The following is a 19,634-nucleotide window of genomic DNA, read 5'->3' as shown; positions in this document are numbered from 1 at the left end:
CAGAAGCAGTTATCCGGCAGACAGGGATCGTGGTCGGAAAAACATCGAGGAAAGATCCGTACCGCGCCAGTAGCGCCGAAAGATCGAATATGGACCGCATTACTGAAAAGCCCGGGCAACCGGGCTTTTTGGAATGCCTACCTACGAAATGGATTTACCCAAGAGCCGGCCCGGCGCCGGTAGTGCTCAGCCAGGAGGCGTGACATGACAAACGAGCAGCAAGCGTTAGCGGAAATGCCTATCTGGCTGGTGATCGTACTGGCCCTGATCGGCGGGGTGTCCGGCGAAATGTGGCGCGCCGACAAGGAGGGCGCCCGCGGTTGGTCGTTGATCCGGCGCCTGGCCCTGCGGTCCGGGGCGTGCATGGTCTGCGGGGTCTCGGCCTTGATGCTGTGCTACGCCGCCGGCATGTCGATCTGGACCGCCGGGGCCATTGGTTGCCTCACCGCCATGGCCGGTGCGGACGTGGCCATCGGCCTTTATGAACGCTGGGCGGCCAAGCGCATCGGGGTCAACCAGGCCCCGAACTCTCGCCCGGATCAGCAGTAAGCGCTGCAAGGATGCAAGCAGATGACACTTCTCGAAAAACCTTCCCAACTGCCTGTGGCGATTGGGGACGCGCTGAAGCGCGCGTTCCCACAACTACGGGTCGGTAATCACCATGACTTCTCCGAGACGGGCGACAAAACCGGCATTTTGATCAGCGTGGAGCGCAATGGCCCGGGTGTTCGCTCCCTTGCCGGGCGCAAGGCGCATGCCTTGTCGGTTTCACTCAAGGTCACGGTCGTCAGTGGCTCGACGCCCTTTGACGCCTGCGACCTGGCCAGCCAACTGATGGACTTGGCCCTGGATAACCGCTGGGGCCTGCCGCCCGATCAATGTGACCTGCCCACTGCGATTGTCGCGGCACCTTCCGTGCTTACCAGCGCGGAAACGGACTACGACACCTGGACTGTTTCCTTCATCCAAACCCTCTATCTTGGCCCGTCGCTGCTCGAAGATCCCACAGGCAAGCCGCTGTTTGCCTGCACCTGGGAAGTCACGAACATCGATGATCCCGACCAATACCGCCCGTTGCAGGAGTAGCCCATGTTCGATGCATTGCTACGCATGCAACTGGGGCCGATCGTCGAGCGCCTGGCCGAAATGGAAGCCCAGCTTGAAGATCTCTATCGACGCGCAGAAAGCTTCTGCCGAATTGGCGTGTGCCAGGAGGTCGACGCCGCCAGCAATACCTGCACGATCAGCCACGGGGACTTACTCAGTCCGGCGATCAAGTTTTTCAACCCCAGCGCCGGGGCGCAGACCGAAACCCGTATCCCCTCAGTGGGCGAGCAATGCTTGTTGCTCAACTATGGCGGCGGCGAGGGTGGGGCGCAGTCGGTGGCCTTGTTCGGCTTGAACAGCGATCGTTTTCCGCCGGTTTCCAGTGTTCCGACGCTGACCCGGCGGCGTTATCAGGATGGCACCCAGAGCGACTACGACGACGCCAGCCACACCTTCAATTGGGTCAACGGCCCAACCACGTTTATCGGTTCTCGCGAACAGGTCTACGTCAAGGTCGGCGCCGCCAGCCTGACGATGAGCGGCCAGAGCATCACGCTGCAAGTCGGCGGTACCAGCCTGTTGCTGGATGCCGGCGGCGCGCACTTCACCGGCCCGGTGGTGGACCATCAAGGCCGGGTCATCAGCCCCTGATAAGGACATCCCATGATTGGAATCGACCGTGACACCGGGGCAGCCGTCGATGACTGGTTGCAATTCGTGCAGCGCGCCACCCGAGCGCTGACCACTCCCGTGGGCACTCGCCAGAAGCGCCCGTTGTACGGCTCGCTGATCCCGCAACTACTCGGGCAGAACCTCGGTGACGATCTGCTGATCCTCGCCCAGAGCCACGCCGCCCAGGCGTTCTATAACCCCCAGAACGGTATCGCCGACTTTCAGCCCCAGATCATCGTCGCTACCCGTCAGGGCGCCGGTTTGTTGCTGCGTTTTGCCGGCACCTGGAAAAACCGCCAGCAATCCTTCGAGGTCGTGACATGAGCATGTTGATCCCTGGCCAGAACCAACTGGCCGAACCGGCCATCATCGCGGTCGATGAGTTCGAACCATTGCTGGCCGAGTTCAAGGCCTTCGTGGTTGATTACGTCGCCACTCGCGCCCCGCAAAGCTCGGCCAAACTCAAGATCAGCCTCGACAATGAAAGCGAACTGCTGACCCTGGCCCTGGAAGCATTTTGCGTGCGCCTGCAAACCCACGAACGCAAGTACAACGCCCGCATCAAGCAGATGTTGGCCTGGTGGGCCACCGGCAGCAACCTGGACGCACGCCTGGCTGATATGGGGCTGGAGCGCCAGGTCCTCGACCCAGGTGACCCGGCTGCTTTCCCTCCGGTGCCACCGATTCTGGAAAGCGACGACGACGCCCGCCTGCGTTACTACCTGGCGCCCCACGCCCCGGCGGCAGGCTCGCGCATGCAGTATCGTCGCGAGGTGTTCACCCTGGGCGAGCGGCCATCGGTGAAGGTGCAAAGCGCCACGCCGGGCGTAGTGACCGTCAGCTACACCTTTGATCCGGACGGCTACGCGGCGCAGGTCAAGGACGGCAACGCTCGACGCACGGCGCCCGGCGAGGTGATGGTCACCGTGCTTTCCAGGGAGGGTGATGGCACCGCTTCCGCCGATTTGCTTGACGGCGTGCGGCGACATTTCGCACGGCCCGATGTAAGGCCGGAAACCGATCTGGTCACCGTCCAGGGAGCACAGATCCAGCGCTACAAAATCCGCGTGATCGCCAAGATCAACGCCGGCCCGGATTCTGGCTTGACCCAGGTTGCTGCACAGAAACTGCTGCAAACCTACGCCGACTCGTGCCATCGCCTGGAAGGTCGGGTCGACCCAAGCTGGATCGACTACGCCATCCACAGCGCTGGCGCGGCGCAACTGCAGATCCTTGAGCCGCTGGAGCCGATCATCAGCACCGCGTTCCAGGCCCCGTATTGCACGGGCGTCGAGGTGGAGGTGCGCACGCTATGATGGATGAACCCAAAGCGAGCCTGTTGCCGGTCAACAGCTCACCGCTGGAAAGGGCGCTGGACCTGGGGTTGGGTAGGCTGCTGGATCGAGTGAGTCCGCCATTTCCGGCCTTGATGAGTCCGCTGCAAACGCCCAGCGAGTTTCTTCCTTATCTGGCCGCCGACCGCGGCGTCAGTGAATGGGATGCTGACGCCAGCGAGTCGGAAAAACGCCTGACTGTGGCCTTGTCCTGGCAGATACAGCGTCAGGCGGGGACACCGAAGGCGCTCGTTCACGCGGTGGAGTCACTGGGATTCACTCCCAACATCAGTGCCTGGTATCAGCAGCGACCCTTGGGCTTGCCTTACACCTTTGATGTGCAGGCCATCATCGGGCGCAGTTGGTCCAGTGGTGACCACAACCGCCTGATCCGCCGCATCAATGCAGCGCAGAGTGAGCGGGACCTGGCAACGATCACCATCGTTCTCGAAACCCAAGGGCGCCTTGCGTTCACTCAAGTCGCACATGCTTCGTTGAGTGATGGTGAGTTTTCTCTGACCAGCGCACTACCGGAGTTGGCGTTGGCTGCTCGGCTTAACAGTGTCGGGGCCACCCGTCACTACACCATTAACGACTACGACCTCAGGGCGCAGCCATGACAGATGACATTACGCGCCTGGTGCGCTTCACCTCCAAAGGTTTGGATGAAGTGCTGCAGGCAAAGAACCAGGGCTTGAAAGGCGAAATCACCCACATTGGCGCCGGTACCGGCCGCTACAGCCCTGACGGCTCGGAAATAGCCTTGCGCGATGAGCGCCAACGGGTCGCCATTGTGGATTACGAGGACTTGGGCGACCGGCAACTCAGGATGGCCGCACTGTTTGATGGCGAGGCCGAATATGAAATCGGCGAGTTCGGGTTTTATCTCGCCAGCGGGACTTTGCTGGCGGTGTATTCCGTGGCAGGGAAGTTGTTGACGTATAAAGCGGCGGCAGCGCGAGTACTGCAAAAATTCACGCTGGATATTTCGCCATTGCCAGCGAACAGTGTGACGATTGTGGTGGGGAGTGAAAACCTCAATGTGCTACTGGTCGATGAGTTGGCGACACTCTCTGCTGCCAGTGTTGACACTATGGCCAGAGAGGTAGGACTGTTGTTTCGCGTGATGAAACTTGAGCATAGGAATGGTGATTTTTGAATGTGAGTTTCTTGGTGTTGACCAGTGAGATTCTACTGAATAATCAAACAGATAAGGAGATCTGATTTTGAGTACAGAACAGCAACTGGCGGCCGTCGTCAGCGCGGCGAATAGTCTTACCAGTGTCGTAACTGGCAAGGTAGGTGAGATAGATAAGGCGATTGCGGATGCCCGGCGCGCCTACGATGTACAGCTTTTGGATCTGAAGAGCCGTTTGCCCAGGCTTGCAGTTACCAAGAACTTCAACTTGTATCCTAGTACGGATGGGAAGTTGATCGATAATTGGGGGATTCACGGCGAGGTTACCAGCAGCAAACTTCGGTCGATTACCACCACGTCTCAAGCTACAGGTCGTCCGCAGGCAGATGTGGATTTCATGCTTCAGGTTCAGGCAGATGTCCGCGAACAATTTCCTGGCTTCGATATCAGGGCGAGTGAGTATTGGCGGACGATCGTTAATGTGTGGCAATTAAAATGGGCCACCGCCGATGCGAGCCCTTGGCTTGCTTTCCCTTATACGGTTGATACTGCGCTTGCTAATGGAACAGGTGCGGTTCCGCTCAACTCGTATATCACGTTGGGTGCTTTTGTGCGTGTCGTGGAGGGTTCAATCACGGGGGCCTGGAGTAGCGGGGCGGTTAAAGGGAAATGGCGCTGGTGTTCGGCGGTTGTTGCACCCAGTGAACTATTCGGCGCCTATTATCACCTTCATCCTATGCGTACTTCCGCTTCCGGTATTGTCGAAGTGATGTTGGCAGGTGCTTGCACGGGGGTGGTTACCAGTCCCGGCGACTGGGGAACTATGTTGGCTTTGAATTAAGGAGAGACCATGAAACCAATTTTTGTACCTGCAGAACTTCATCCACTCATTAAATGGCAAGTCATCCGTAGTGCTCGCGATAAAGACTTGTCAGCCAGTGATTATGCCGCAATGCCCGACTATCCAATGTTGGATAAAAACAAGGCGGCGTTCGTCGTTTATCGTCAAGGGCTTCGAGACATCCCGGATCAAGGCGCGGACCCCGATGCAGTGATTTGGCCGGAAAAACCCTCTTTCCTTAAATAACCTACCGCGAAAGCGGTTTTTTTTCGCCTCCCAAAGCCCCTCCCGCAGGGGCTTTGGCGTTTTCCACCCGGAGATTTGTCCCTATGCAAAACCGCCAAACCTACACCGTCCTCATCCCTTTCCCCACCGGAGGCGGCCATTGGTCCACCGTCGGCGAGGAACTGGAGCTGCTGGACGTCGAAGCATCCGCCCTGCGCACCGCCGGCCGCCTGGAACTGACCAGCGTCCTCAACTCCACCCCAAAGAAGGCTGACTGACCATGGCTGAGGTTCTGAACTTCGAGCACAACGGTATCACCGTGAATGCCACCGAATCCCCCGAGGCCATGGGTGGCCTGGGTGACAACGTGATCGGCCTGGTCGGCACTGCGCCGAAGGCCCATGCGTCGATCCCGAAGAATGCGCCGTTCCGCATCAACAGTTTCACCACCCAGGCGCTGCTGGACCCGACCGGCACGGAGTCGGGCACGCTGTTCCACGCCGTGTACCAGATCCTAAAAGTGGTCAAGGTGCCGGTCTACGTAGTGATCGTGGAGGAGGGGGCGACCCCGGCTGAGACCATCAACAACGTGATCGGCGGCGATGAACCGGTCACTGGCCGCAAGCTTGGCCTGGCCGCACTGGCCAGCGTACCGGAAGACCTGACCATCATCGGTGCCCCTGGCTTCACCGGCACCAAGGCCGTGGCCGGTGAATTTGCTGCCTTCGGCAAGCGCATCAAGGCCCGCGTGGTGCTGGACGGCAAGGACGCCAGCGTCGCCGACCAAGTGACCTACAGCGGCGAACTGGGCGGTGCCGATCTCGGTTTTGACCGCTGCCTTCTGGTGCACAACATGCCGTCGGTGTACTCCAAGGCGGCCAAGAAAAACGTGTTCCTCGCGCCATCGTCCCTGGCCATCGCTGCGCTGGCCAAGGTCAAGCAGTGGGAAAGTCCAGGCAACCAGGTGACGTTCGCCGAGGACGTTTCCCGCGTGGTCGAGTACAACATCCTCGACACCTCCACCGAAGGCGACCTGCTCAACCGCTACGGCGTGAGCTACTACGCCCGTACCATCCTCGGCGGTTTCTCGCTGCTGGGTAACCGCTCCATCACCGGCAAGTTCATCAGCTACGTCGGCCTGGAAGATGCGATCAGCCGCAAGCTGGTCAAGGCCGGCCAGAAAGCCATGGCCAAGAACCTCACCAAGTCCTTCATGGACCAGGAGGTCAAGCGCATCAACGACTGGCTGCAAACCCTGGTCGCCGATGAAACCATCCCTGGTGGCAGCGTGTACCTGCATCCGGAATTGAACAGTGTCGAGAAGTACAAGAACGGCACCTGGTTCATCGTCATCGACTACGGCCGCTACGCGCCGAATGAACACATGATTTATCAACTCAATGCCCGCGATGAAATCATCGAGCAGTTCCTGGAGGACGTTCTCTAATGTTTACCAACCGAGTCAGACAGGCCATCGCGGCCACCCTTCAAGGCCTGCCGTTGTCCGCGACGGTGGAGGAGTTCACTCCGCCGAAGATCGAGTTCGACATGGAGCCCATGTCCGGCGGGCGTTTTATCGCCGAGGAAATGGCCAAGAGCGGCAAGGTGCTCGGCGCCACGCTGGTGCTGCAAGGTGCCGGCCCGGAGATCATGCTCGCGCTGGGCGTACGCCTGGGTGATGACATCCTGCTCAACGTGCGCGAAGCCGGCCAGGATCAGGATGGCAAGACCTACTTCACCTACCACACCGTTGGCGGCAAGCTCAAATCCCTGTCCGAAGCGAAGCTGAAGATGGGCGATAAGGCACTCACCACCCTGGAGCTGTCCTGCCGCACTTACAACCGCCTGGAAAACGGTATTCCGGTCATCGACATCGATGTACGCACCCAGAAGTTCGTGCTGAACGGCGTCGACATCCTCGGCGATGCGCGCCGCGCCGTGCTGATGCCGTAATGCCCCGGGGGCGGGCGTGCTCGCCCCCATACTTCACCAAGGAGCTGTCTCATGGCCTGGATGCCACCGCTGCATGTCCTGCTGTCCCCGATCACCGCCGATACCGGCGCGATAATCGAGCAGGTGCAACTCAAACCGCTGTACTACGCCGCGCAAAAAGACGCGCTGGCCCGGGCCGGTGATGACGAGGACGACCAGTTTTTCGAACTGGCGAAACTCGCCACCGGCCTGTCGGAAAAAGAACTCGACCAACTCAAGCGCCCGGATTACGTGAGCATTGCCCAGTACGTACACGAGATGTCGACGCGTCCTGCGTCGTTCTTTCTCGGCGAACAAGCGGACTCGACCCACGACCAACCCGTCCAACTGCTGTTGCCCCTCGACGCAGCCGGCCGAAACCTCATCGAACTGCCCCTGGAAATGCCCGCGCTGCGCGCTACCAAGGTGATGAAGAAACTCGCCACCAACAAAGAGCGCGCCGAGTTCATCACCGCGCACTGCGCCGGCCTGATGATTCCTGACCTGGCCGGCCTGACCGTGCCTGACTGGACCGAATTGCAGGAGCGTATCGACGATTTTTTAAATCAACCGGCGGACTTCTTTCGGAGCGCGACATCGAAGTGATCCTCGATGTGGTGCCGCTGATTTACTCAGTCAATGAGGCCGAGATCCTCGACTGGGACGCCGGAAAAGCATTGCGCCGCTACGACATCGCGATCACTCGCCTTGGCGTCAAACAGGAGTAAGCGGGATGCAGAACAAGTATTCGCTGGCGTATGCCGCGGCCAAGGATGGCCAGGCGGTCGTCGGCAAGGACGCCGCCATGGTCAACTCAGGCGCGTTGGCACCTGAGCGCCTTGGTGAGACGGCACCGATACACCCGATGAGCGTGGCGCTGACTAACGCAAGCTTGCAGCTCAGTGGTCTGTCATTGTCCCTGGGGTTACTGCGCAGCAGCGTAGATGCGCTGCGCGTCTCAGTATCACGGCTTGAAGCCGTGGACGTTAACCCGTCCAGAACTGACAGCCGGACTGAGCCGGGCAGTGCCACGGCGTTCAAGTCGAGCAAGGTGGATGATCGGCGCCTGACACGCGAAGCCTTGACAGTGCGCAATATGGAGCGCCTCGACCCGGTCGCGGCTCTTCAGCAGGCGAATACCAGCCTTGCGTTTGGATCGAAACGCCCCCCGGAAAAATCAATAACGGTCTTGCGCGAAGAATCGACCAAAAGCGCGGAGCGGTTGACCAGGACGCTTGAACCCGTGCCGGTCCTGGGAGAAGACACATGGCTGCTGGCCAAAACCGGCGTGTTGGACACCGTCAATACTTGGGCCGGCGATTCACCGGTCGCCGCTGAATCGCTCAAGACTGCTGAAACGGTGATGTCGTCGGTCGTTTCACCGGTGGTTTCCGAATTTTTTTCGGGCGTGGGCGAGACGATTAAAGAGCGGGTGACGGGCAATTTGGTGGATATGACGCTGGGCAAGTTGCCCGGGGTTGGCACGTTGTTCAAGGACGGCGGTTACGATAAAGAAAAGGACAAGGGTCAAGGTTGCTGCTGCCCTGACGAGTCGCAGAGCGGCTCCACGCGCCCCAGCATTATTCTGCCGCCGGGCTACGAGCGTGAGCGTGGGCAAAGCACTTCCGGTAAAGCCCCCGGCAAGGGCTCGGGTAAAAAAGGCGGCAGGCTCGGTAATTGGCTGCGTGATGCATCCGATCGATTGGGTAAGGCGATGTTGCCCACGCCGCCTGCGTTGCACGCTGCGCAGGCGCCCCATTTGCCTCAAGCCTCGACTTCGCGGTTGGCCGGCACCATGACCCGGCTGGAGTCGGTCGGTGCCCGTCGTCTCGGCCCGATGCGGTATGTGGACACCGCTATGGATGTGGTTGAGGGCGTGCGCAACGGTGACGCCAAAGCCGTCGGCGCCGGGCTCAGTGCCGCCGGTGGCGCCTGGGCCGGGGCCTCTGCCGGTGCGGCCATCGGCACCATGATTTTTCCCGGTGTCGGTACAGCGGTCGGTGGTGCAATCGGTGGTTTGTTGGGCAGTGAGGCTGGCAGTTGGCTCGGTGACAAGCTGCTCGGTTCAAGCGACCGCCTGCCCGCGTCCGCCGACGTCAGCAAGCGCCTGGACAATGCCCAGGCCGACAACCGTCAAGTCACGTTCGCCCCGCAGATCACCATCAATGCAACGGAGCAGGCCAGCTATCAACAGCTGGCGGAGTTGGTGGTGCAACAGATCGAAGCGCAATTTTCGCCGCTGTCGATGGGCGACCTGCTGGGGTCGCGACGTGATTCGGCACTGACCGATATTGGAGGGGTGTGATGCGGCAACAGATGGCATTGGGCACGTTTATTTTCGGGCTGTCTCGTGGATTCGCCTACGACACCCTGGACCGCGCCAGCACAGGTGGATGGGTCGGCCTGCCGATTATTGCCGGCAAACCCAAGTCCAGCCAGGTCGGCCAAGAGCTTGAAACGCTGACCTTCGGCGGTAAGGCCGCACGGGCAACCGGCATGGCACGCCTGGATGAGCTGCGTGCGTTGCAAGCCCTGCGTGCGCCATTGCCGCTGGTCGATGGCGTAGGCCTCAGCTGGGGGCTGTGGACGATCAAATCGGTGAGCGAAAAACAATCCAATGTGATCGACGATGGCACCGCCATGGTTGTCAATTGGTCGCTGGTATTGGAGGAGTTCGTCAATGCGTAGGGTGCGAAGTATTGCTGGTGATTCGGTGAACCTGTTGCTGTACCGCGAGCTTGGCCGCTGTGACGATGCCGCCGAGGAAGTGCTGTGGCGGTTGAACCCAGGGTTGGCCGAGCAGGGCGCAGTACTGCCGGCAGGTGTCAGTGTGATTGTGCCGGAACTGGACAGGCAGCCCATTGCGAAGCAGCCCGTTTCGGCCTGGGACTAAGGAGCGACCATGACACTTGGATATACGCCAGTGGTGGAAATCTACGGGGCCAATGCCGCGCTGCTCAACGAACGCCTGTTGGAGTGGGAGCATAGTGATACGGCCGGTCTTGTCTCAGACCATCTCAAGTTAACCCTCGATATCGAGGGCCTTGATGGCCTGCCCGACCTGGGTGGGAAAATCGGTCTGCGCGTGGGGTATCTGGAAACCGGCCTGGTGGACAAGGGGACGTTCAAGATCACCAAGCGCACACCGTCACTGTTTCCCATGCGCCTGGCATTGGAGGCCACGGCGGCACCGTTTGACATGGACGGGTTCAAGCAACGTCGCACCGCCAGTCACGGGCCGATCACCCTGGGCGCGCTGTTCCGTCAATTGACGGCGCGCTACGGTTATTCACCACGGGTGGCGCCTGACCTCGAAGGCAAGCAGATTCCGCACATTGACCAGACCAACGAAAGTGACATGGCGTTGCTGACACGCTTGGCCAGACGTTTTGATGCCGTGGCCAAGCCGGTCGATGAGTTTTATGTGCTGGGCCGAAAAGGCCAGCTCACGTCGTTGTCGGGCAAGACCCTGCCGGATGTGCGGCTGTCGCTGACGCGTGACAATCGCCCGGGTGAGCGTGCTTTTATCAGCGCCAAGATGTCCGAGGGCAGTCGCGCTAAATATGACGGCGCACAAGCGTCCTGGTGGGATGCGGCGGCCGGTAAGAAAAACGTGGTGCAGGTGGGTATCGAGCCGTTTAAAGAGGTTACGCAGCGTTACCAGAACGAAGCCGAAGCCCGTTCCGCTGCTGAAGGCGAGATGCGCCGTGTGAGACGTGAAGGGCTGAAGATCGAGGTGATTTGCCCTGGAAACCCCGCATTCGCCGCTGAAGGCTTGTTGCTGCTGGATGAGTCATGGCCAGGCTTCATGCAGGGGCGTTGGTCGATCAATACCGTGACGGCCAGTGGCAAGCGCAAAGACAGCTATCGCTGCACGATCAGCGCGAGCGGTTTGTCCCCCGCGGAATAAACCGCGCCATTGACACCCCTCATGCTTCGTTTGAGGTTTCTGATGTGGAGACAATATGGTCCTGTCTGAGCAGCAACTCGTAACTATCCTACCGAACTCCCGCATCAAGGCGGGAGTTTTCATTACTGCGCTGAACTGCGCCATGCTCCACCGTCAAATCAACACGCCACAACGCATCGCCGCCTTCATCGCCCAAGTCGGCCACGAGTCCGGGCAACTGCGCTACGTGCGCGAACTGGGCAGCGATCAATACCTGAGCAAGTACGACACTGGCATCCTGGCGGCGCGCCTGGGCAATACTCCTGAAGCGGACGGCGACGGCCAGAAGTACCGGGGCCGGGGGCTGATCCAGGTGACGGGGCGCCGTAACTACCAGGCCTGCAGCCAGGCATTGTTTGGTGATGATCGTTTATTGCGAGAGCCGATGTTGCTGGAGCAGCCCCAGTGGGCTGCTGAATCCGCCGCCTGGTTCTGGCAAAGCAATGGCTTGAATGAACTCGCTGACAAGGACCAGTTCACCACCATCACCCGGCGCATCAACGGCGGGCTCAATGGCCTGGAGGATCGTTTGCAGCTGTGGGCGCGGGCGAAGGCGGTGTTATGCGTTTCTTAGTTGCGATTGGCGTATGCGTGCTGGTGGCCGTTGTCTGGCAGGTGCAGGCGTGGCGGTACGGGGCACAGATTGAACGCTTGTCGGCCGCACAGACCCAGAAAGCCCTGCATCTACAGCAGGCCGAACAAGACAGACGGCTGGCCCTTGAGCAACAGCTCAGTGCCATCGACCAACAACATGCCCGGGAGTTGAGCGATGCCCAACGTACTCAAGCCGCTTTGCGTGACCGCCTGGCTACTGCTGATGTGCGGCTGTCAGTCCTTCTCGACGCTTCCAGTGGCTGCCCAATGCCGGCCGCCACCGCCGCCGGCAGCGTGGTTCATGCAGCCCCGCGAGCCCGACTTGACCCAGCGCATGCTCAGCGAATTATCCGCATCACCGACGACGGCGACAGCGCCCTGATTGCCTTGCGTGCCTGCCAGGCGTATGTGCGAGCCGTCGCCCGTTAGTGTCTTGAGACAGTCCGTCACTTGCGTGTGAGATTGTCTCCTGTAGGGTAGGCGAACCCCCGCCCACGACTGGAGACGACCGTGAAGGAAATCACTCAACTGGCTGCCGAACTGGGCCGCCGCCTGCAGGTGCTCAACGCCCATGTCACCACGGCCGAGTCCTGCACCGGCGGCGGTATCGCGGAGGCCATCACGCGAATTCCGGGCAGCTCAGCCTGGTTCGAGGCGGGCTATGTCACCTATTCCAATCGGCAGAAGACCCGGCAATTGAATGTGCCGGAGACATTGTTTGCAAAAGTCGGGGCGGTCAGCCAGGAAGTGGTGGAAGCAATGGTCCGTGGCGCCCAGGAAAAAAGCCTGGCGCGGTTTGCTGTCGCCGTCAGTGGTGTGGCAGGGCCGGACGGTGGTTCGCCAGACAAACCGGTCGGCACCGTATGGCTGGCGTTTGGCGTGGGCGAAGAGATAACGGCCGAACTTGAGCACTTCACCGGCAACCGCGACGAGGTCCGCCGACAAACGGTAAAGGCCGCGTTAGAGGGCTTGTTGCGACGAGCTGCAGCAGAAATAGAAAATCAGGGGTAGGCGATCTCCGATCTTTGTGGAACAATACTGTCTACTTATACAGGTGTTGGCCGACCAGGCCTTATTGATTACGTGAGGACTTTAATGGACGACAACAAGAAGAAAGCCTTGGCTGCGGCCCTGGGTCAGATCGAACGTCAATTCGGCAAGGGTGCCGTAATGCGTATGGGCGATCACGACCGTCAGGCGATCCCGGCTATTTCCACTGGCTCTCTGGGTCTGGACATCGCGCTCGGCATTGGCGGCCTGCCAAAAGGCCGTATCGTTGAAATCTACGGTCCTGAATCTTCCGGTAAAACCACCCTGACCCTGTCGGTGATCGCCCAGGCGCAGAAAATGGGCGCCACCTGCGCGTTCGTCGACGCCGAGCACGCCCTCGACCCTGAATACGCCGGCAAACTGGGCGTCAATGTTGACGACCTGCTGGTTTCGCAGCCGGACACCGGTGAGCAAGCCCTGGAAATCACCGACATGTTGGTGCGTTCCAACGCCATCGACGTGATCGTAGTCGACTCCGTGGCTGCCCTGGTACCGAAGGCTGAAATCGAAGGCGAGATGGGTGACATGCACGTGGGCCTGCAAGCCCGTCTGATGTCCCAGGCGCTGCGTAAAATCACCGGTAACATCAAGAACGCCAACTGCCTGGTGATCTTCATCAACCAGATCCGCATGAAGATCGGCGTGATGTTCGGCAGCCCGGAAACCACCACCGGTGGTAACGCGCTGAAGTTCTACGCTTCGGTCCGTCTGGACATCCGCCGTACCGGCGCGGTGAAAGAAGGTGACGAGGTTGTGGGTAGCGAAACCCGCGTCAAAGTCGTGAAGAACAAAGTGGCTCCGCCGTTCCGTCAGGCTGAGTTCCAGATTCTCTACGGTAAGGGTATCTACCTGAACGGCGAGATGATCGACCTGGGCGTGCTGCACGGTTTCGTTGAAAAATCCGGTGCCTGGTATGCCTACAACGGCAGCAAGATCGGCCAAGGCAAGGCCAACTCGGCCAAGTTCCTGGCGGACAACCCAGACATCGCTGCCACGCTTGAGAAGCAGATCCGCGACAAGCTGCTGACCGCAGCGCCAGACGTGAAAGCTGCCGCCAACCGTGAGCCGGTTGAAGAGGTGGAAGAAGTCGACACTGACATCTGAACCAAACGATGACTGTTGTACTGGATACACTTGTCGCCGTCCGGCGCACTGCAATGGACCTGCTCGCTCGTCGCGAGCATGGTCGGGTCGAGCTGACGCGTAAACTGCGTCAGCGCGGCGCGGAGCCCGAGATGATCGAAACAGCCCTCGACCGCCTGACGGAAGAGGGGCTGCTTTCCGAATCCCGTTACCTCGAAAGTTTTGTCTCCTACCGAGCCCGCTCCGGCTACGGCCCGGCGCGTATTCGCGAAGAGCTGAGTCAGCGAGGCCTGCAACGCGCAGATATCGACCTTGCCTTGCGTGAATGCGGGATCAACTGGCAGGCGCAGTTGGAAGACACCTGGCGACGCAAGTTTTCTGGCCATCTGCCTATTGATGCCAGGGAGCGTGCGAAGCAAGGGCGATTCCTGAGTTATCGCGGGTTTTCGATGGAGATGATCAGTCGCTTGTTGAGCGGTCGAGACATGGACGACTGAAGACTTCGTGTGGTGAGGGAGCTTGCTCCCGCCGGGCTGCGAAGCGTCCCCCCCTCTAAACCACCGCCGATAAAAAAGACCCACTATGAAAATAGTGGGTCTTTTTTTTTGCCTTCAAAAAATCACGCTGGCTCCGGCGCCACTCGTTGCTGCGCCTTCCCCTGAGCTTGCGCCCAGTTCTCCGGTAGGTTGATGTAATCCACCAGCTCCCGCAGCCGGCCCTGATCGCGACCATTGAAGTTGAACACCAACCGCGTCAGATGGCTGAACCTCGGCTCATCATGCTCTTCGCCGGTATACGCGAGTTGCTGGAACTCTCCACTTAGCCGCAGGCTGGCGAATTCACCCTGCAAGTGGGCCAATGCCCGATCACTGAGCGGGTGATGCATGCGCACCACAAACTCACGCTTCAACCAGCGGGTGGAGTGGAAGTTGGCATAAAACTGGTTGATCTCTTCCACGGCCTCTTCGGCGCTGTACACCAGGCGTATCAGCTTGAGATCGGTAGGCAGGATGTAGCGGTTGGCTTCCAGCTGGCTGCGGATAAAGTCCAGGGCGCCTTGCCAGAAACCGCCGCCGGGCGCGTCCAGCAATACCACGGGTACCAGTGGGCTCTTGCCGGTCTGGATCAGGGTCAGTACCTCAAGCGCTTCATCCAGGGTGCCGAAACCGCCCGGGCACAGCACCAGTGCATCGGCCTCCTTGACGAAGAACAGCTTGCGGGTAAAGAAGAAGTGGAAGGACAGCAGGTTCTCGGTGCCATCGATGGTCGGGTTGGCATGCTGTTCAAACGGCAGGGTGATGTTGAACCCCAGGCTGTGTTCCAGGCCGGCGCCTTCGTGGGCTGCGGCCATGATGCCACCGCCGCCGCCAGTGATCACCATCAGGTCCGAGCGTGCCAGGGCAGCGCCCACTTCGCGGGCCAGGGCATACAGTGGGCTTTCGACCGGCGTACGGGCCGAGCCAAACACCGTGACCTTGCGCCGACCCTTGAACTGCTCCAGCACGCGAAAGGCATGGTCGAGTTCACGGATGGCTTGCAGGGTAATCTTGGCGTTCCAGCGGTTGCGGTCGTCCTGAGCCATGCGCAGCACGGTGAGGATCATGTCGCGGTACAGCGGAATGTTCGGGCTGTTGGGGGCGATCAGCTGGAGTTGGGTTTCGACCTGCTGCGTGAGGTCGGCGCCGTTTTCTTCAAAATGTCGGAGTAGGCTGTCGTTCGGTTCGTAAGGCATTCAACTTCTCCTTCTTCACAGAGGCGGGGCCTGCGGCGAGAAATTCGTCCGGCGGCCGCGACACTGCATGTGTCGCTGCATGCCCAAGGCATTGCACAGGTTTGCCAGGCGGCAAACGGGCTCTGTATGTTCCTTGTGATTTAAAAACCTTTGCACTGCAAGTCGCAGGAGGGCAACCCTCTTTTGCCCTGAAAATGTTACAGAACGGTGTGGAAACCATTGTGAACGGGCGGTTGGGATAGCGTGATCATGGGCCGAAAAACCCTTGGCTGGCAACCGCTTATTGGTCACTCATCAGGGAGTTTAGCTGTGTACGGGGAGTTGAAGCGCAGGGAGTGCGCGCCACCGGACGGCAGCGCGCGAGGGTCAGGCACAGGTTACTTTTTCTTCTTGGCCGCAGCCGGTGCCGGGCAATCCGCTTCCACGAACTTCACCGATGCCACAGGACGGTTGGTCTTGTTTTCGGTGATTTCGTAGCGCATCACCGCGCCCTTGGCCATCAGCTCGCGGTAGCCCTTATTCAGGCACACGCTCTGGCCCAGTTGGAAATACACCGCCTTGGGGTTGGCACGCATCTGTTCAGCGCGGTCGGGCAACACGCTCAAGTGGTCGATCAGTTGCATACCTTCTACGGTGTAGGCGACTTCCAGGGTTTTTTCGTCGATTTCCCGTGGCAGGTCCTTGTTGCTTTCGGCCGCGACGCTTTGCAGTTTCCGGTTCATTTGGGCCTCCAGCAGCGAGGCCGCCTGGGCGCACACGGGCAATACCAGCGCGAGGGCGACGGATGGGGCGACAAAACGCAGCATGGAACGCAGCATGAAACTCTCCTGATTCGGTTACTGGTGCATAGACCAGCCACTGCGCTGTGCGTTCAGTGGCGCGCAATTATAGGTGAGCCCCTGCCACTACAGCCAGGCGTATCGCTGGTAAACTGCGGCCACTTCCGCCTTCCACGAGTTTTTACCGTGTCGATTTACCCGTTCCAGCGGCGCATCCGATGAGCCACGCCGTTTCCCGCCTGCGCACCCAGCGCCTGGCCCGCGCCGTCCGGCCGTTTCTTAATCGTGGCTCGCGTGCCGAGCGCTGCCCCGGCTGCCGGGTCATCCCCGAGTATTGCCTGTGTGCCTGGCGGCCAAAGGTCGCGGCGAAATCCGCCATGTGCCTGCTGATGCATGACGTCGAGCCGATGAAACCCAGCAACACCGGCTGGCTGATCGCCGATGTCATCGACGACACCACGGCGTTTGCCTGGTCGCGCACCGAGGTCGATCCTGACTTGCTCACCCTGCTGGCCGACCCGCAGTGGCAGCCTTACATCGTGTTCCCCGGCGAGTTTGTCGCCGCCGAGCGTGTCGTCAGCGAAGTCACGGTGGAGGAGGGCAAGCGCCCGCTGTTCATCCTGCTGGATGGCACCTGGAGTGAGGCGCGCAAGATGTTCCGCAAAAGTCCCTACCTGGAGCATTTGCCGGTACTCAGCCTGGCCCCGGAACAGCTGTCACGCTACAAGCTGCGCCGCTCCAAGCGCGACGACCACTTCTGTACCGCCGAAGTCGCGGCCCTGTGCCTTGAGCTGGCCGATGACCCAGTAGCCTGCGAAGTGCTGGACGCCTACCTCGACGTCTTCAGCACTCATTACCTGGCGGCCAAGTTCCAGTTGCCCCTGGACCCGACGGACATCGTCCATACTCGTCTTGCGCCCTATGTACCGGTGGTATAGCCAGACGACGTTTGCATGATGGCACCCTAAACCCTCACCCCGCTAAAATGCCCGTGGGCGTAGTGCTTGACCCCCTAGGCTACGCTGGGCATGCTGGGCGCCGATTGGGGTGCAACCGTGAATTTTCGACGTCGTTCCAGGTGCTTTTGACGTTGAGCGTGCCCTGTGGCGATGGCTGCCTGGCTGTCGCCTTGTGTACTGGCGAACCCTGAACCCATCAGGGCTCCCATAAAAAACAGGATCATTTAATCAATGGCCACATACGAAATCCTGATAGCCGATGACCACCCGCTGTTTCGCAGTGCGTTGCACCAGGCCGTGACCCTGGGCCTCGGCCCGGACGTGCGCCTGGTCGAAGTGGCCAGCATTGCCGAGCTGGAAGCCCGCCTCACCGAAAAATCCGACTGGGACCTGGTGCTGCTCGACCTGAACATGCCCGGTGCCTACGGTTTCTCCGGGCTGGTGCTATTGCGCGGCCAATACCCGCAGATCCCTGTGGTGATGGTCTCGGCCCAGGAAGAAGCCGATGTGGTGGTGCGCTCCAAGGAGTTTGGCGCCAGCGGGTTCATTCCCAAGTCCAGCGCGATGGAAGATATCCAGAAAGCCGTGCGTACGGTACTGGATGGCGATGTGTCCTGGCCGCCGCAGGCATTTGAAGAAATCAACGTGTCCGACGAAGCCAAGGCCGCCCGTGATGGCCTTGCCAGCCTGACGCCCCAGCAGTTCCGGGTGTTGACCATGGTGTGCGAAGGGTTGTTGAACAAACAGATTGCCTACGAGCTGAGCGTCTCGGAAGCGACGATCAAGGCGCATGTGACGGCGATCTTCCGCAAGTTGGGCGTGCGAACGCGCACCCAGGCGGCGCTGCTCTTGCAACAACTTGAGTCAATTTCGCAGCATTAAGCTGTCAGCGATTCACGCTTTTTTGACTTTGCGTGATCTAGTTTCCCCACTCCTTTGGTTCAGTTGCCTACATCTATGTCGCCTTTCAAGGGTCAAACCGGTATCAAACGTATCTTCAATGCTGGGGGGTATTCCCTGGATGGCCTGCGCGCGGCGTTCACCGGCGAGGCGGCCTTCCGCCAGTTGGTGCTGCTTAACGTGATCCTGATCCCGGTGAGCTTTTTCCTGAATGTCAGCCGGGTCGAGCGTGCCTTGCTCATCGCGGTCTGCCTGCTGGCGTTGATCGTCGAATTGCTTAACTCGGCAGTGGAAGCGGCGATCGATCGCATTTCCCTGGACCGCCACCCGCTGTCGAAAAACGCCAAGGATATGGGCAGCGCCGCGCAATTCGTCGCGCTGACCATGATCACCCTGGTGTGGGCCGTGATCCTGGTCTGACCTTCAGGCAATGCTCGGCAGCACGATCTCGTCGCTGCGCTGAACCCCAGCGGTGAAGGCGCGGCACAGCTCCAGGAACTCGCGCATGGCCGAGGTCTGGTACTTCTGTTTGTGCCAGATGAAGTAGAACTGCCGGGCCAGGTCCAGGTCCGGCGTCTCCACCGGCACCAGGCTGCCACGGCGGAAGGCATCGCGCAGCGCCAGCCGCGAAATGCAGCCGATCCCCAACCCCGACTCCACCGCACGCTTGATCGCCTCGGTGTGCTCCAGTTCCAGGCGGATATTCAACGTGCTGCGGTGGTGGCGCATGGCTTGGTCAAACGTCAGGCGCGTGCCCGAGCCCTGTTCCCGCAGGATCCACGCCTCGTGGGTCAACTCATCCATGCTCGCCACGCCACGCTTGGCCAGGTGATGCTGCGGCGCGCAAAACACCACCAGTTCATCCTCGACCCAGGTTTGTACCTCGATATCCGGGTGGCTGCAGTCGCCTTCGATTAGACCCAGGTCAATTTCGTAGTGCGCAACCTGATGCACGATATGGGCAGTGTTCTGCACATGCAGCTTCACCTGGCTCTCGGGGTGCTGCTGCATGAAGCTGCCGATCAGCAGAGTGGCCAGGTAGTTGCCGATGGTCAGGGTGGCGCCGACCGCCAGGGAGCCGAAGCCGGACTTGCCGTTAAGCAGATCTTCGATCTCCTTGGCCTGGTCCAGCAGCGCCACCGCCTGGGGCAACAGTTGATGACCGAGCGCGTTGAGGCTCAGGCGTTTGCCCGCGCGGTCGAATAATTGGCAGCTGGATTGACGCTCCAGCTCGGTAATCGAAGTGCTGGCGGCGGATTGAGATAAGGCCAGAAGGCCAGCAGCGCGGGAGACGCTTTCCTGCTGGGCGACGGCGACGAAGACTTGCAGTTGACGGAGAGTAAATCGCATATCGATATAA

Annotated in this window: 29 protein-coding genes; 26 read left to right on the top strand and 3 right to left on the bottom strand. The window is 60.2% G+C overall.

Translation table 11 applies throughout. The features are described 5' to 3' along the window. The first annotated feature begins 204 nt into the window (after positions 1-204). From KHP07_RS02570 to recX, 23 genes are all read left to right on the top strand, one after another. Positions 205-549 carry a phage holin family protein gene (locus tag KHP07_RS02570; RefSeq protein ID WP_071488725.1) on the top strand — a complete coding sequence of 115 codons (345 nt, stop codon included), beginning with the start codon at positions 205-207 and terminating at the stop codon, positions 547-549. A gap of 21 nt (positions 550-570) precedes the next feature. Next, positions 571-1,086 carry a hypothetical protein gene (locus KHP07_RS02565; protein ID WP_071488726.1) on the top strand — a complete coding sequence of 172 codons (516 nt, stop codon included), beginning with the start codon at positions 571-573 and terminating at the stop codon, positions 1,084-1,086. A 3-nt stretch (positions 1,087-1,089) separates the two neighbouring features. Beyond that, the gene (locus KHP07_RS02560; RefSeq protein WP_214496550.1) at positions 1,090-1,698 is read left to right on the top strand and encodes a phage baseplate assembly protein V; all 609 of its coding nucleotides are present in this window, start codon (positions 1,090-1,092) and stop codon (positions 1,696-1,698) included. A 12-nt stretch (positions 1,699-1,710) separates the two neighbouring features. Continuing rightward, positions 1,711-2,043 (top strand): phage baseplate protein, encoded by a 333-nt coding sequence (locus KHP07_RS02555; RefSeq protein ID WP_071488728.1) that lies wholly within the window; start codon positions 1,711-1,713, stop codon positions 2,041-2,043. Beyond that, positions 2,040-3,035 (top strand): baseplate J/gp47 family protein, encoded by a 996-nt coding sequence (locus KHP07_RS02550; RefSeq protein WP_214496549.1) that lies wholly within the window; start codon positions 2,040-2,042, stop codon positions 3,033-3,035. Before KHP07_RS02555 ends, KHP07_RS02550 begins: the two co-directional genes overlap by 4 nt. Then, the gene (locus KHP07_RS02545) at positions 3,035-3,673 is read left to right on the top strand and encodes a phage tail protein I (protein ID WP_093120068.1); all 639 of its coding nucleotides are present in this window, start codon (positions 3,035-3,037) and stop codon (positions 3,671-3,673) included. Before KHP07_RS02550 ends, KHP07_RS02545 begins: the two co-directional genes overlap by 1 nt. Continuing rightward, positions 3,670-4,212 carry a hypothetical protein gene (locus KHP07_RS02540; RefSeq protein ID WP_214496548.1) on the top strand — a complete coding sequence of 181 codons (543 nt, stop codon included), beginning with the start codon at positions 3,670-3,672 and terminating at the stop codon, positions 4,210-4,212. The genes KHP07_RS02545 and KHP07_RS02540 overlap by 4 nt, the downstream gene beginning before the upstream one ends. A gap of 67 nt (positions 4,213-4,279) precedes the next feature. Next, entirely contained in the window at positions 4,280-5,032 is a 753-nt protein-coding gene (locus KHP07_RS02535) for a hypothetical protein (protein WP_214496547.1), read from the top strand. 9 nt (positions 5,033-5,041) lie between these two features. Beyond that, positions 5,042-5,278, top strand: a complete 237-nt coding sequence (locus KHP07_RS02530; protein ID WP_214496546.1) for a tail fiber assembly protein — start codon at positions 5,042-5,044, stop codon at positions 5,276-5,278. Positions 5,279-5,361: 83 nt separating this feature from the next. After that, a complete protein-coding gene (locus KHP07_RS02525) occupies positions 5,362-5,535 on the top strand; it encodes a hypothetical protein (RefSeq protein WP_175486651.1) in 174 nt (57 codons plus the stop codon). A gap of 2 nt (positions 5,536-5,537) precedes the next feature. Continuing rightward, complete coding sequence (locus tag KHP07_RS02520) at positions 5,538-6,704, top strand: phage tail sheath protein (protein ID WP_214496545.1); 1,167 nt, start codon at positions 5,538-5,540, stop codon at positions 6,702-6,704. Further along, positions 6,704-7,210: a phage major tail tube protein gene (locus KHP07_RS02515; protein ID WP_071488733.1), complete on the top strand. Its 507-nt coding sequence runs from the start codon at positions 6,704-6,706 to the stop codon at positions 7,208-7,210. Before KHP07_RS02520 ends, KHP07_RS02515 begins: the two co-directional genes overlap by 1 nt. Positions 7,211-7,261: 51 nt before the next feature. Continuing rightward, entirely contained in the window at positions 7,262-7,834 is a 573-nt protein-coding gene (locus KHP07_RS02510) for a phage tail assembly protein (protein ID WP_214496544.1), read from the top strand. Beyond that, positions 7,831-7,956 (top strand): hypothetical protein, encoded by a 126-nt coding sequence (locus tag KHP07_RS29660; RefSeq protein ID WP_017844653.1) that lies wholly within the window; start codon positions 7,831-7,833, stop codon positions 7,954-7,956. The genes KHP07_RS02510 and KHP07_RS29660 overlap by 4 nt, the downstream gene beginning before the upstream one ends. 5 nt (positions 7,957-7,961) lie before the next feature. Beyond that, positions 7,962-9,533, top strand: a complete 1,572-nt coding sequence (locus KHP07_RS29420; RefSeq protein ID WP_250883403.1) for a glycine zipper domain-containing protein — start codon at positions 7,962-7,964, stop codon at positions 9,531-9,533. Further along, the gene (locus KHP07_RS02500) at positions 9,533-9,916 is read left to right on the top strand and encodes a phage tail protein (RefSeq protein WP_214496543.1); all 384 of its coding nucleotides are present in this window, start codon (positions 9,533-9,535) and stop codon (positions 9,914-9,916) included. Before KHP07_RS29420 ends, KHP07_RS02500 begins: the two co-directional genes overlap by 1 nt. Then, positions 9,909-10,121, top strand: a complete 213-nt coding sequence (locus KHP07_RS02495; protein ID WP_071488737.1) for a tail protein X — start codon at positions 9,909-9,911, stop codon at positions 10,119-10,121. The genes KHP07_RS02500 and KHP07_RS02495 overlap by 8 nt, the downstream gene beginning before the upstream one ends. Before the next feature lie 9 nt (positions 10,122-10,130). Continuing rightward, positions 10,131-11,138: a phage tail protein gene (locus KHP07_RS02490; RefSeq protein ID WP_071488738.1), complete on the top strand. Its 1,008-nt coding sequence runs from the start codon at positions 10,131-10,133 to the stop codon at positions 11,136-11,138. Positions 11,139-11,193: 55 nt separating this feature from the next. Further along, positions 11,194-11,751 (top strand): glycoside hydrolase family 19 protein, encoded by a 558-nt coding sequence (locus tag KHP07_RS02485; RefSeq protein WP_214496542.1) that lies wholly within the window; start codon positions 11,194-11,196, stop codon positions 11,749-11,751. Next, positions 11,739-12,200: a lysis system i-spanin subunit Rz gene (locus KHP07_RS02480; protein ID WP_179030376.1), complete on the top strand. Its 462-nt coding sequence runs from the start codon at positions 11,739-11,741 to the stop codon at positions 12,198-12,200. The genes KHP07_RS02485 and KHP07_RS02480 overlap by 13 nt, the downstream gene beginning before the upstream one ends. 81 nt (positions 12,201-12,281) lie before the next feature. Then, complete coding sequence (locus tag KHP07_RS02475) at positions 12,282-12,782, top strand: CinA family protein (RefSeq protein WP_071488741.1); 501 nt, start codon at positions 12,282-12,284, stop codon at positions 12,780-12,782. A gap of 84 nt (positions 12,783-12,866) precedes the next feature. Next, positions 12,867-13,925, top strand: a complete 1,059-nt coding sequence (recA, locus tag KHP07_RS02470) for a recombinase RecA (RefSeq protein WP_010170065.1) — start codon at positions 12,867-12,869, stop codon at positions 13,923-13,925. An 8-nt stretch (positions 13,926-13,933) separates the two neighbouring features. Continuing rightward, positions 13,934-14,401, top strand: a complete 468-nt coding sequence (gene recX, locus KHP07_RS02465) for a recombination regulator RecX (protein ID WP_078047146.1) — start codon at positions 13,934-13,936, stop codon at positions 14,399-14,401. A gap of 122 nt (positions 14,402-14,523) precedes the next feature. Here the strand turns inward: recX and KHP07_RS02460 are convergent, their stop codons facing one another. Further along, on the bottom strand, positions 14,524-15,636 hold the full coding sequence (locus tag KHP07_RS02460; protein WP_078047147.1) for an LOG family protein: 1,113 nt from the start codon (positions 15,634-15,636) through the stop codon (positions 14,524-14,526). A gap of 377 nt (positions 15,637-16,013) precedes the next feature. Next, the gene (locus tag KHP07_RS02455; RefSeq protein WP_034102440.1) at positions 16,014-16,454 is read right to left on the bottom strand and encodes a PA3611 family quorum-sensing-regulated virulence factor; all 441 of its coding nucleotides are present in this window, start codon (positions 16,452-16,454) and stop codon (positions 16,014-16,016) included. 179 nt (positions 16,455-16,633) lie between these two features. Here KHP07_RS02455 and KHP07_RS02450 point away from each other — a divergent pair, with 179 nt between their 5' ends. From KHP07_RS02450 to KHP07_RS02440, 3 genes are all read left to right on the top strand, one after another. Continuing rightward, entirely contained in the window at positions 16,634-17,353 is a 720-nt protein-coding gene (locus KHP07_RS02450) for a tRNA-uridine aminocarboxypropyltransferase (RefSeq protein WP_214496541.1), read from the top strand. A 252-nt stretch (positions 17,354-17,605) separates the two neighbouring features. Next, positions 17,606-18,256: a response regulator transcription factor ErdR gene (erdR, locus tag KHP07_RS02445; protein ID WP_003189050.1), complete on the top strand. Its 651-nt coding sequence runs from the start codon at positions 17,606-17,608 to the stop codon at positions 18,254-18,256. 75 nt (positions 18,257-18,331) lie between these two features. Beyond that, positions 18,332-18,694 carry a diacylglycerol kinase gene (locus KHP07_RS02440; RefSeq protein WP_012722527.1) on the top strand — a complete coding sequence of 121 codons (363 nt, stop codon included), beginning with the start codon at positions 18,332-18,334 and terminating at the stop codon, positions 18,692-18,694. Between the two features lie 3 nt (positions 18,695-18,697). Here KHP07_RS02440 and KHP07_RS02435 read toward each other — a convergent pair whose 3' ends face one another. Then, complete coding sequence (locus tag KHP07_RS02435) at positions 18,698-19,624, bottom strand: LysR family transcriptional regulator (protein WP_122719680.1); 927 nt, start codon at positions 19,622-19,624, stop codon at positions 18,698-18,700. Positions 19,625-19,634 lie beyond the last annotated feature (10 nt).

This window comes from Pseudomonas sp. VS40 (assembly GCF_018587885.1).
Classification (GTDB): Bacteria; Pseudomonadota; Gammaproteobacteria; order Pseudomonadales; family Pseudomonadaceae; genus Aquipseudomonas; species Aquipseudomonas pergaminensis.
The sequence above is the reverse complement of the archived record's forward strand: the minus strand, read 5'-3'. Positions and strand labels throughout refer to the sequence as shown.

Coding starts and splice junctions, on each gene's coding strand:
- KHP07_RS02570 (WP_071488725.1), top strand. CDS start 205: ATGACAAACGAGCAGCAAGCGTTAGCGGAAATGCCTATCTGGCTGGTG.
- KHP07_RS02565 (WP_071488726.1), top strand. CDS start 571: ATGACACTTCTCGAAAAACCTTCCCAACTGCCTGTGGCGATTGGGGAC.
- KHP07_RS02560 (WP_214496550.1), top strand. CDS start 1,090: ATGTTCGATGCATTGCTACGCATGCAACTGGGGCCGATCGTCGAGCGC.
- KHP07_RS02555 (WP_071488728.1), top strand. CDS start 1,711: ATGATTGGAATCGACCGTGACACCGGGGCAGCCGTCGATGACTGGTTG.
- KHP07_RS02550 (WP_214496549.1), top strand. CDS start 2,040: ATGAGCATGTTGATCCCTGGCCAGAACCAACTGGCCGAACCGGCCATC.
- KHP07_RS02545 (WP_093120068.1), top strand. CDS start 3,035: ATGGATGAACCCAAAGCGAGCCTGTTGCCGGTCAACAGCTCACCGCTG.
- KHP07_RS02540 (WP_214496548.1), top strand. CDS start 3,670: ATGACAGATGACATTACGCGCCTGGTGCGCTTCACCTCCAAAGGTTTG.
- KHP07_RS02530 (WP_214496546.1), top strand. CDS start 5,042: ATGAAACCAATTTTTGTACCTGCAGAACTTCATCCACTCATTAAATGG.
- KHP07_RS02525 (WP_175486651.1), top strand. CDS start 5,362: ATGCAAAACCGCCAAACCTACACCGTCCTCATCCCTTTCCCCACCGGA.
- KHP07_RS02520 (WP_214496545.1), top strand. CDS start 5,538: ATGGCTGAGGTTCTGAACTTCGAGCACAACGGTATCACCGTGAATGCC.
- KHP07_RS02515 (WP_071488733.1), top strand. CDS start 6,704: ATGTTTACCAACCGAGTCAGACAGGCCATCGCGGCCACCCTTCAAGGC.
- KHP07_RS02510 (WP_214496544.1), top strand. CDS start 7,262: ATGGCCTGGATGCCACCGCTGCATGTCCTGCTGTCCCCGATCACCGCC.
- KHP07_RS29420 (WP_250883403.1), top strand. CDS start 7,962: ATGCAGAACAAGTATTCGCTGGCGTATGCCGCGGCCAAGGATGGCCAG.
- KHP07_RS02500 (WP_214496543.1), top strand. CDS start 9,533: ATGCGGCAACAGATGGCATTGGGCACGTTTATTTTCGGGCTGTCTCGT.
- KHP07_RS02495 (WP_071488737.1), top strand. CDS start 9,909: ATGCGTAGGGTGCGAAGTATTGCTGGTGATTCGGTGAACCTGTTGCTG.
- KHP07_RS02490 (WP_071488738.1), top strand. CDS start 10,131: ATGACACTTGGATATACGCCAGTGGTGGAAATCTACGGGGCCAATGCC.
- KHP07_RS02485 (WP_214496542.1), top strand. CDS start 11,194: ATGGTCCTGTCTGAGCAGCAACTCGTAACTATCCTACCGAACTCCCGC.
- KHP07_RS02480 (WP_179030376.1), top strand. CDS start 11,739: ATGCGTTTCTTAGTTGCGATTGGCGTATGCGTGCTGGTGGCCGTTGTC.
- recA (WP_010170065.1), top strand. CDS start 12,867: ATGGACGACAACAAGAAGAAAGCCTTGGCTGCGGCCCTGGGTCAGATC.
- recX (WP_078047146.1), top strand. CDS start 13,934: ATGACTGTTGTACTGGATACACTTGTCGCCGTCCGGCGCACTGCAATG.
- KHP07_RS02460 (WP_078047147.1), bottom strand. CDS start 15,636: ATGCCTTACGAACCGAACGACAGCCTACTCCGACATTTTGAAGAAAAC.
- KHP07_RS02455 (WP_034102440.1), bottom strand. CDS start 16,454: ATGCTGCGTTCCATGCTGCGTTTTGTCGCCCCATCCGTCGCCCTCGCG.
- KHP07_RS02450 (WP_214496541.1), top strand. CDS start 16,634: ATGAGCCACGCCGTTTCCCGCCTGCGCACCCAGCGCCTGGCCCGCGCC.
- erdR (WP_003189050.1), top strand. CDS start 17,606: ATGGCCACATACGAAATCCTGATAGCCGATGACCACCCGCTGTTTCGC.
- KHP07_RS02440 (WP_012722527.1), top strand. CDS start 18,332: ATGTCGCCTTTCAAGGGTCAAACCGGTATCAAACGTATCTTCAATGCT.
- KHP07_RS02435 (WP_122719680.1), bottom strand. CDS start 19,624: ATGCGATTTACTCTCCGTCAACTGCAAGTCTTCGTCGCCGTCGCCCAG.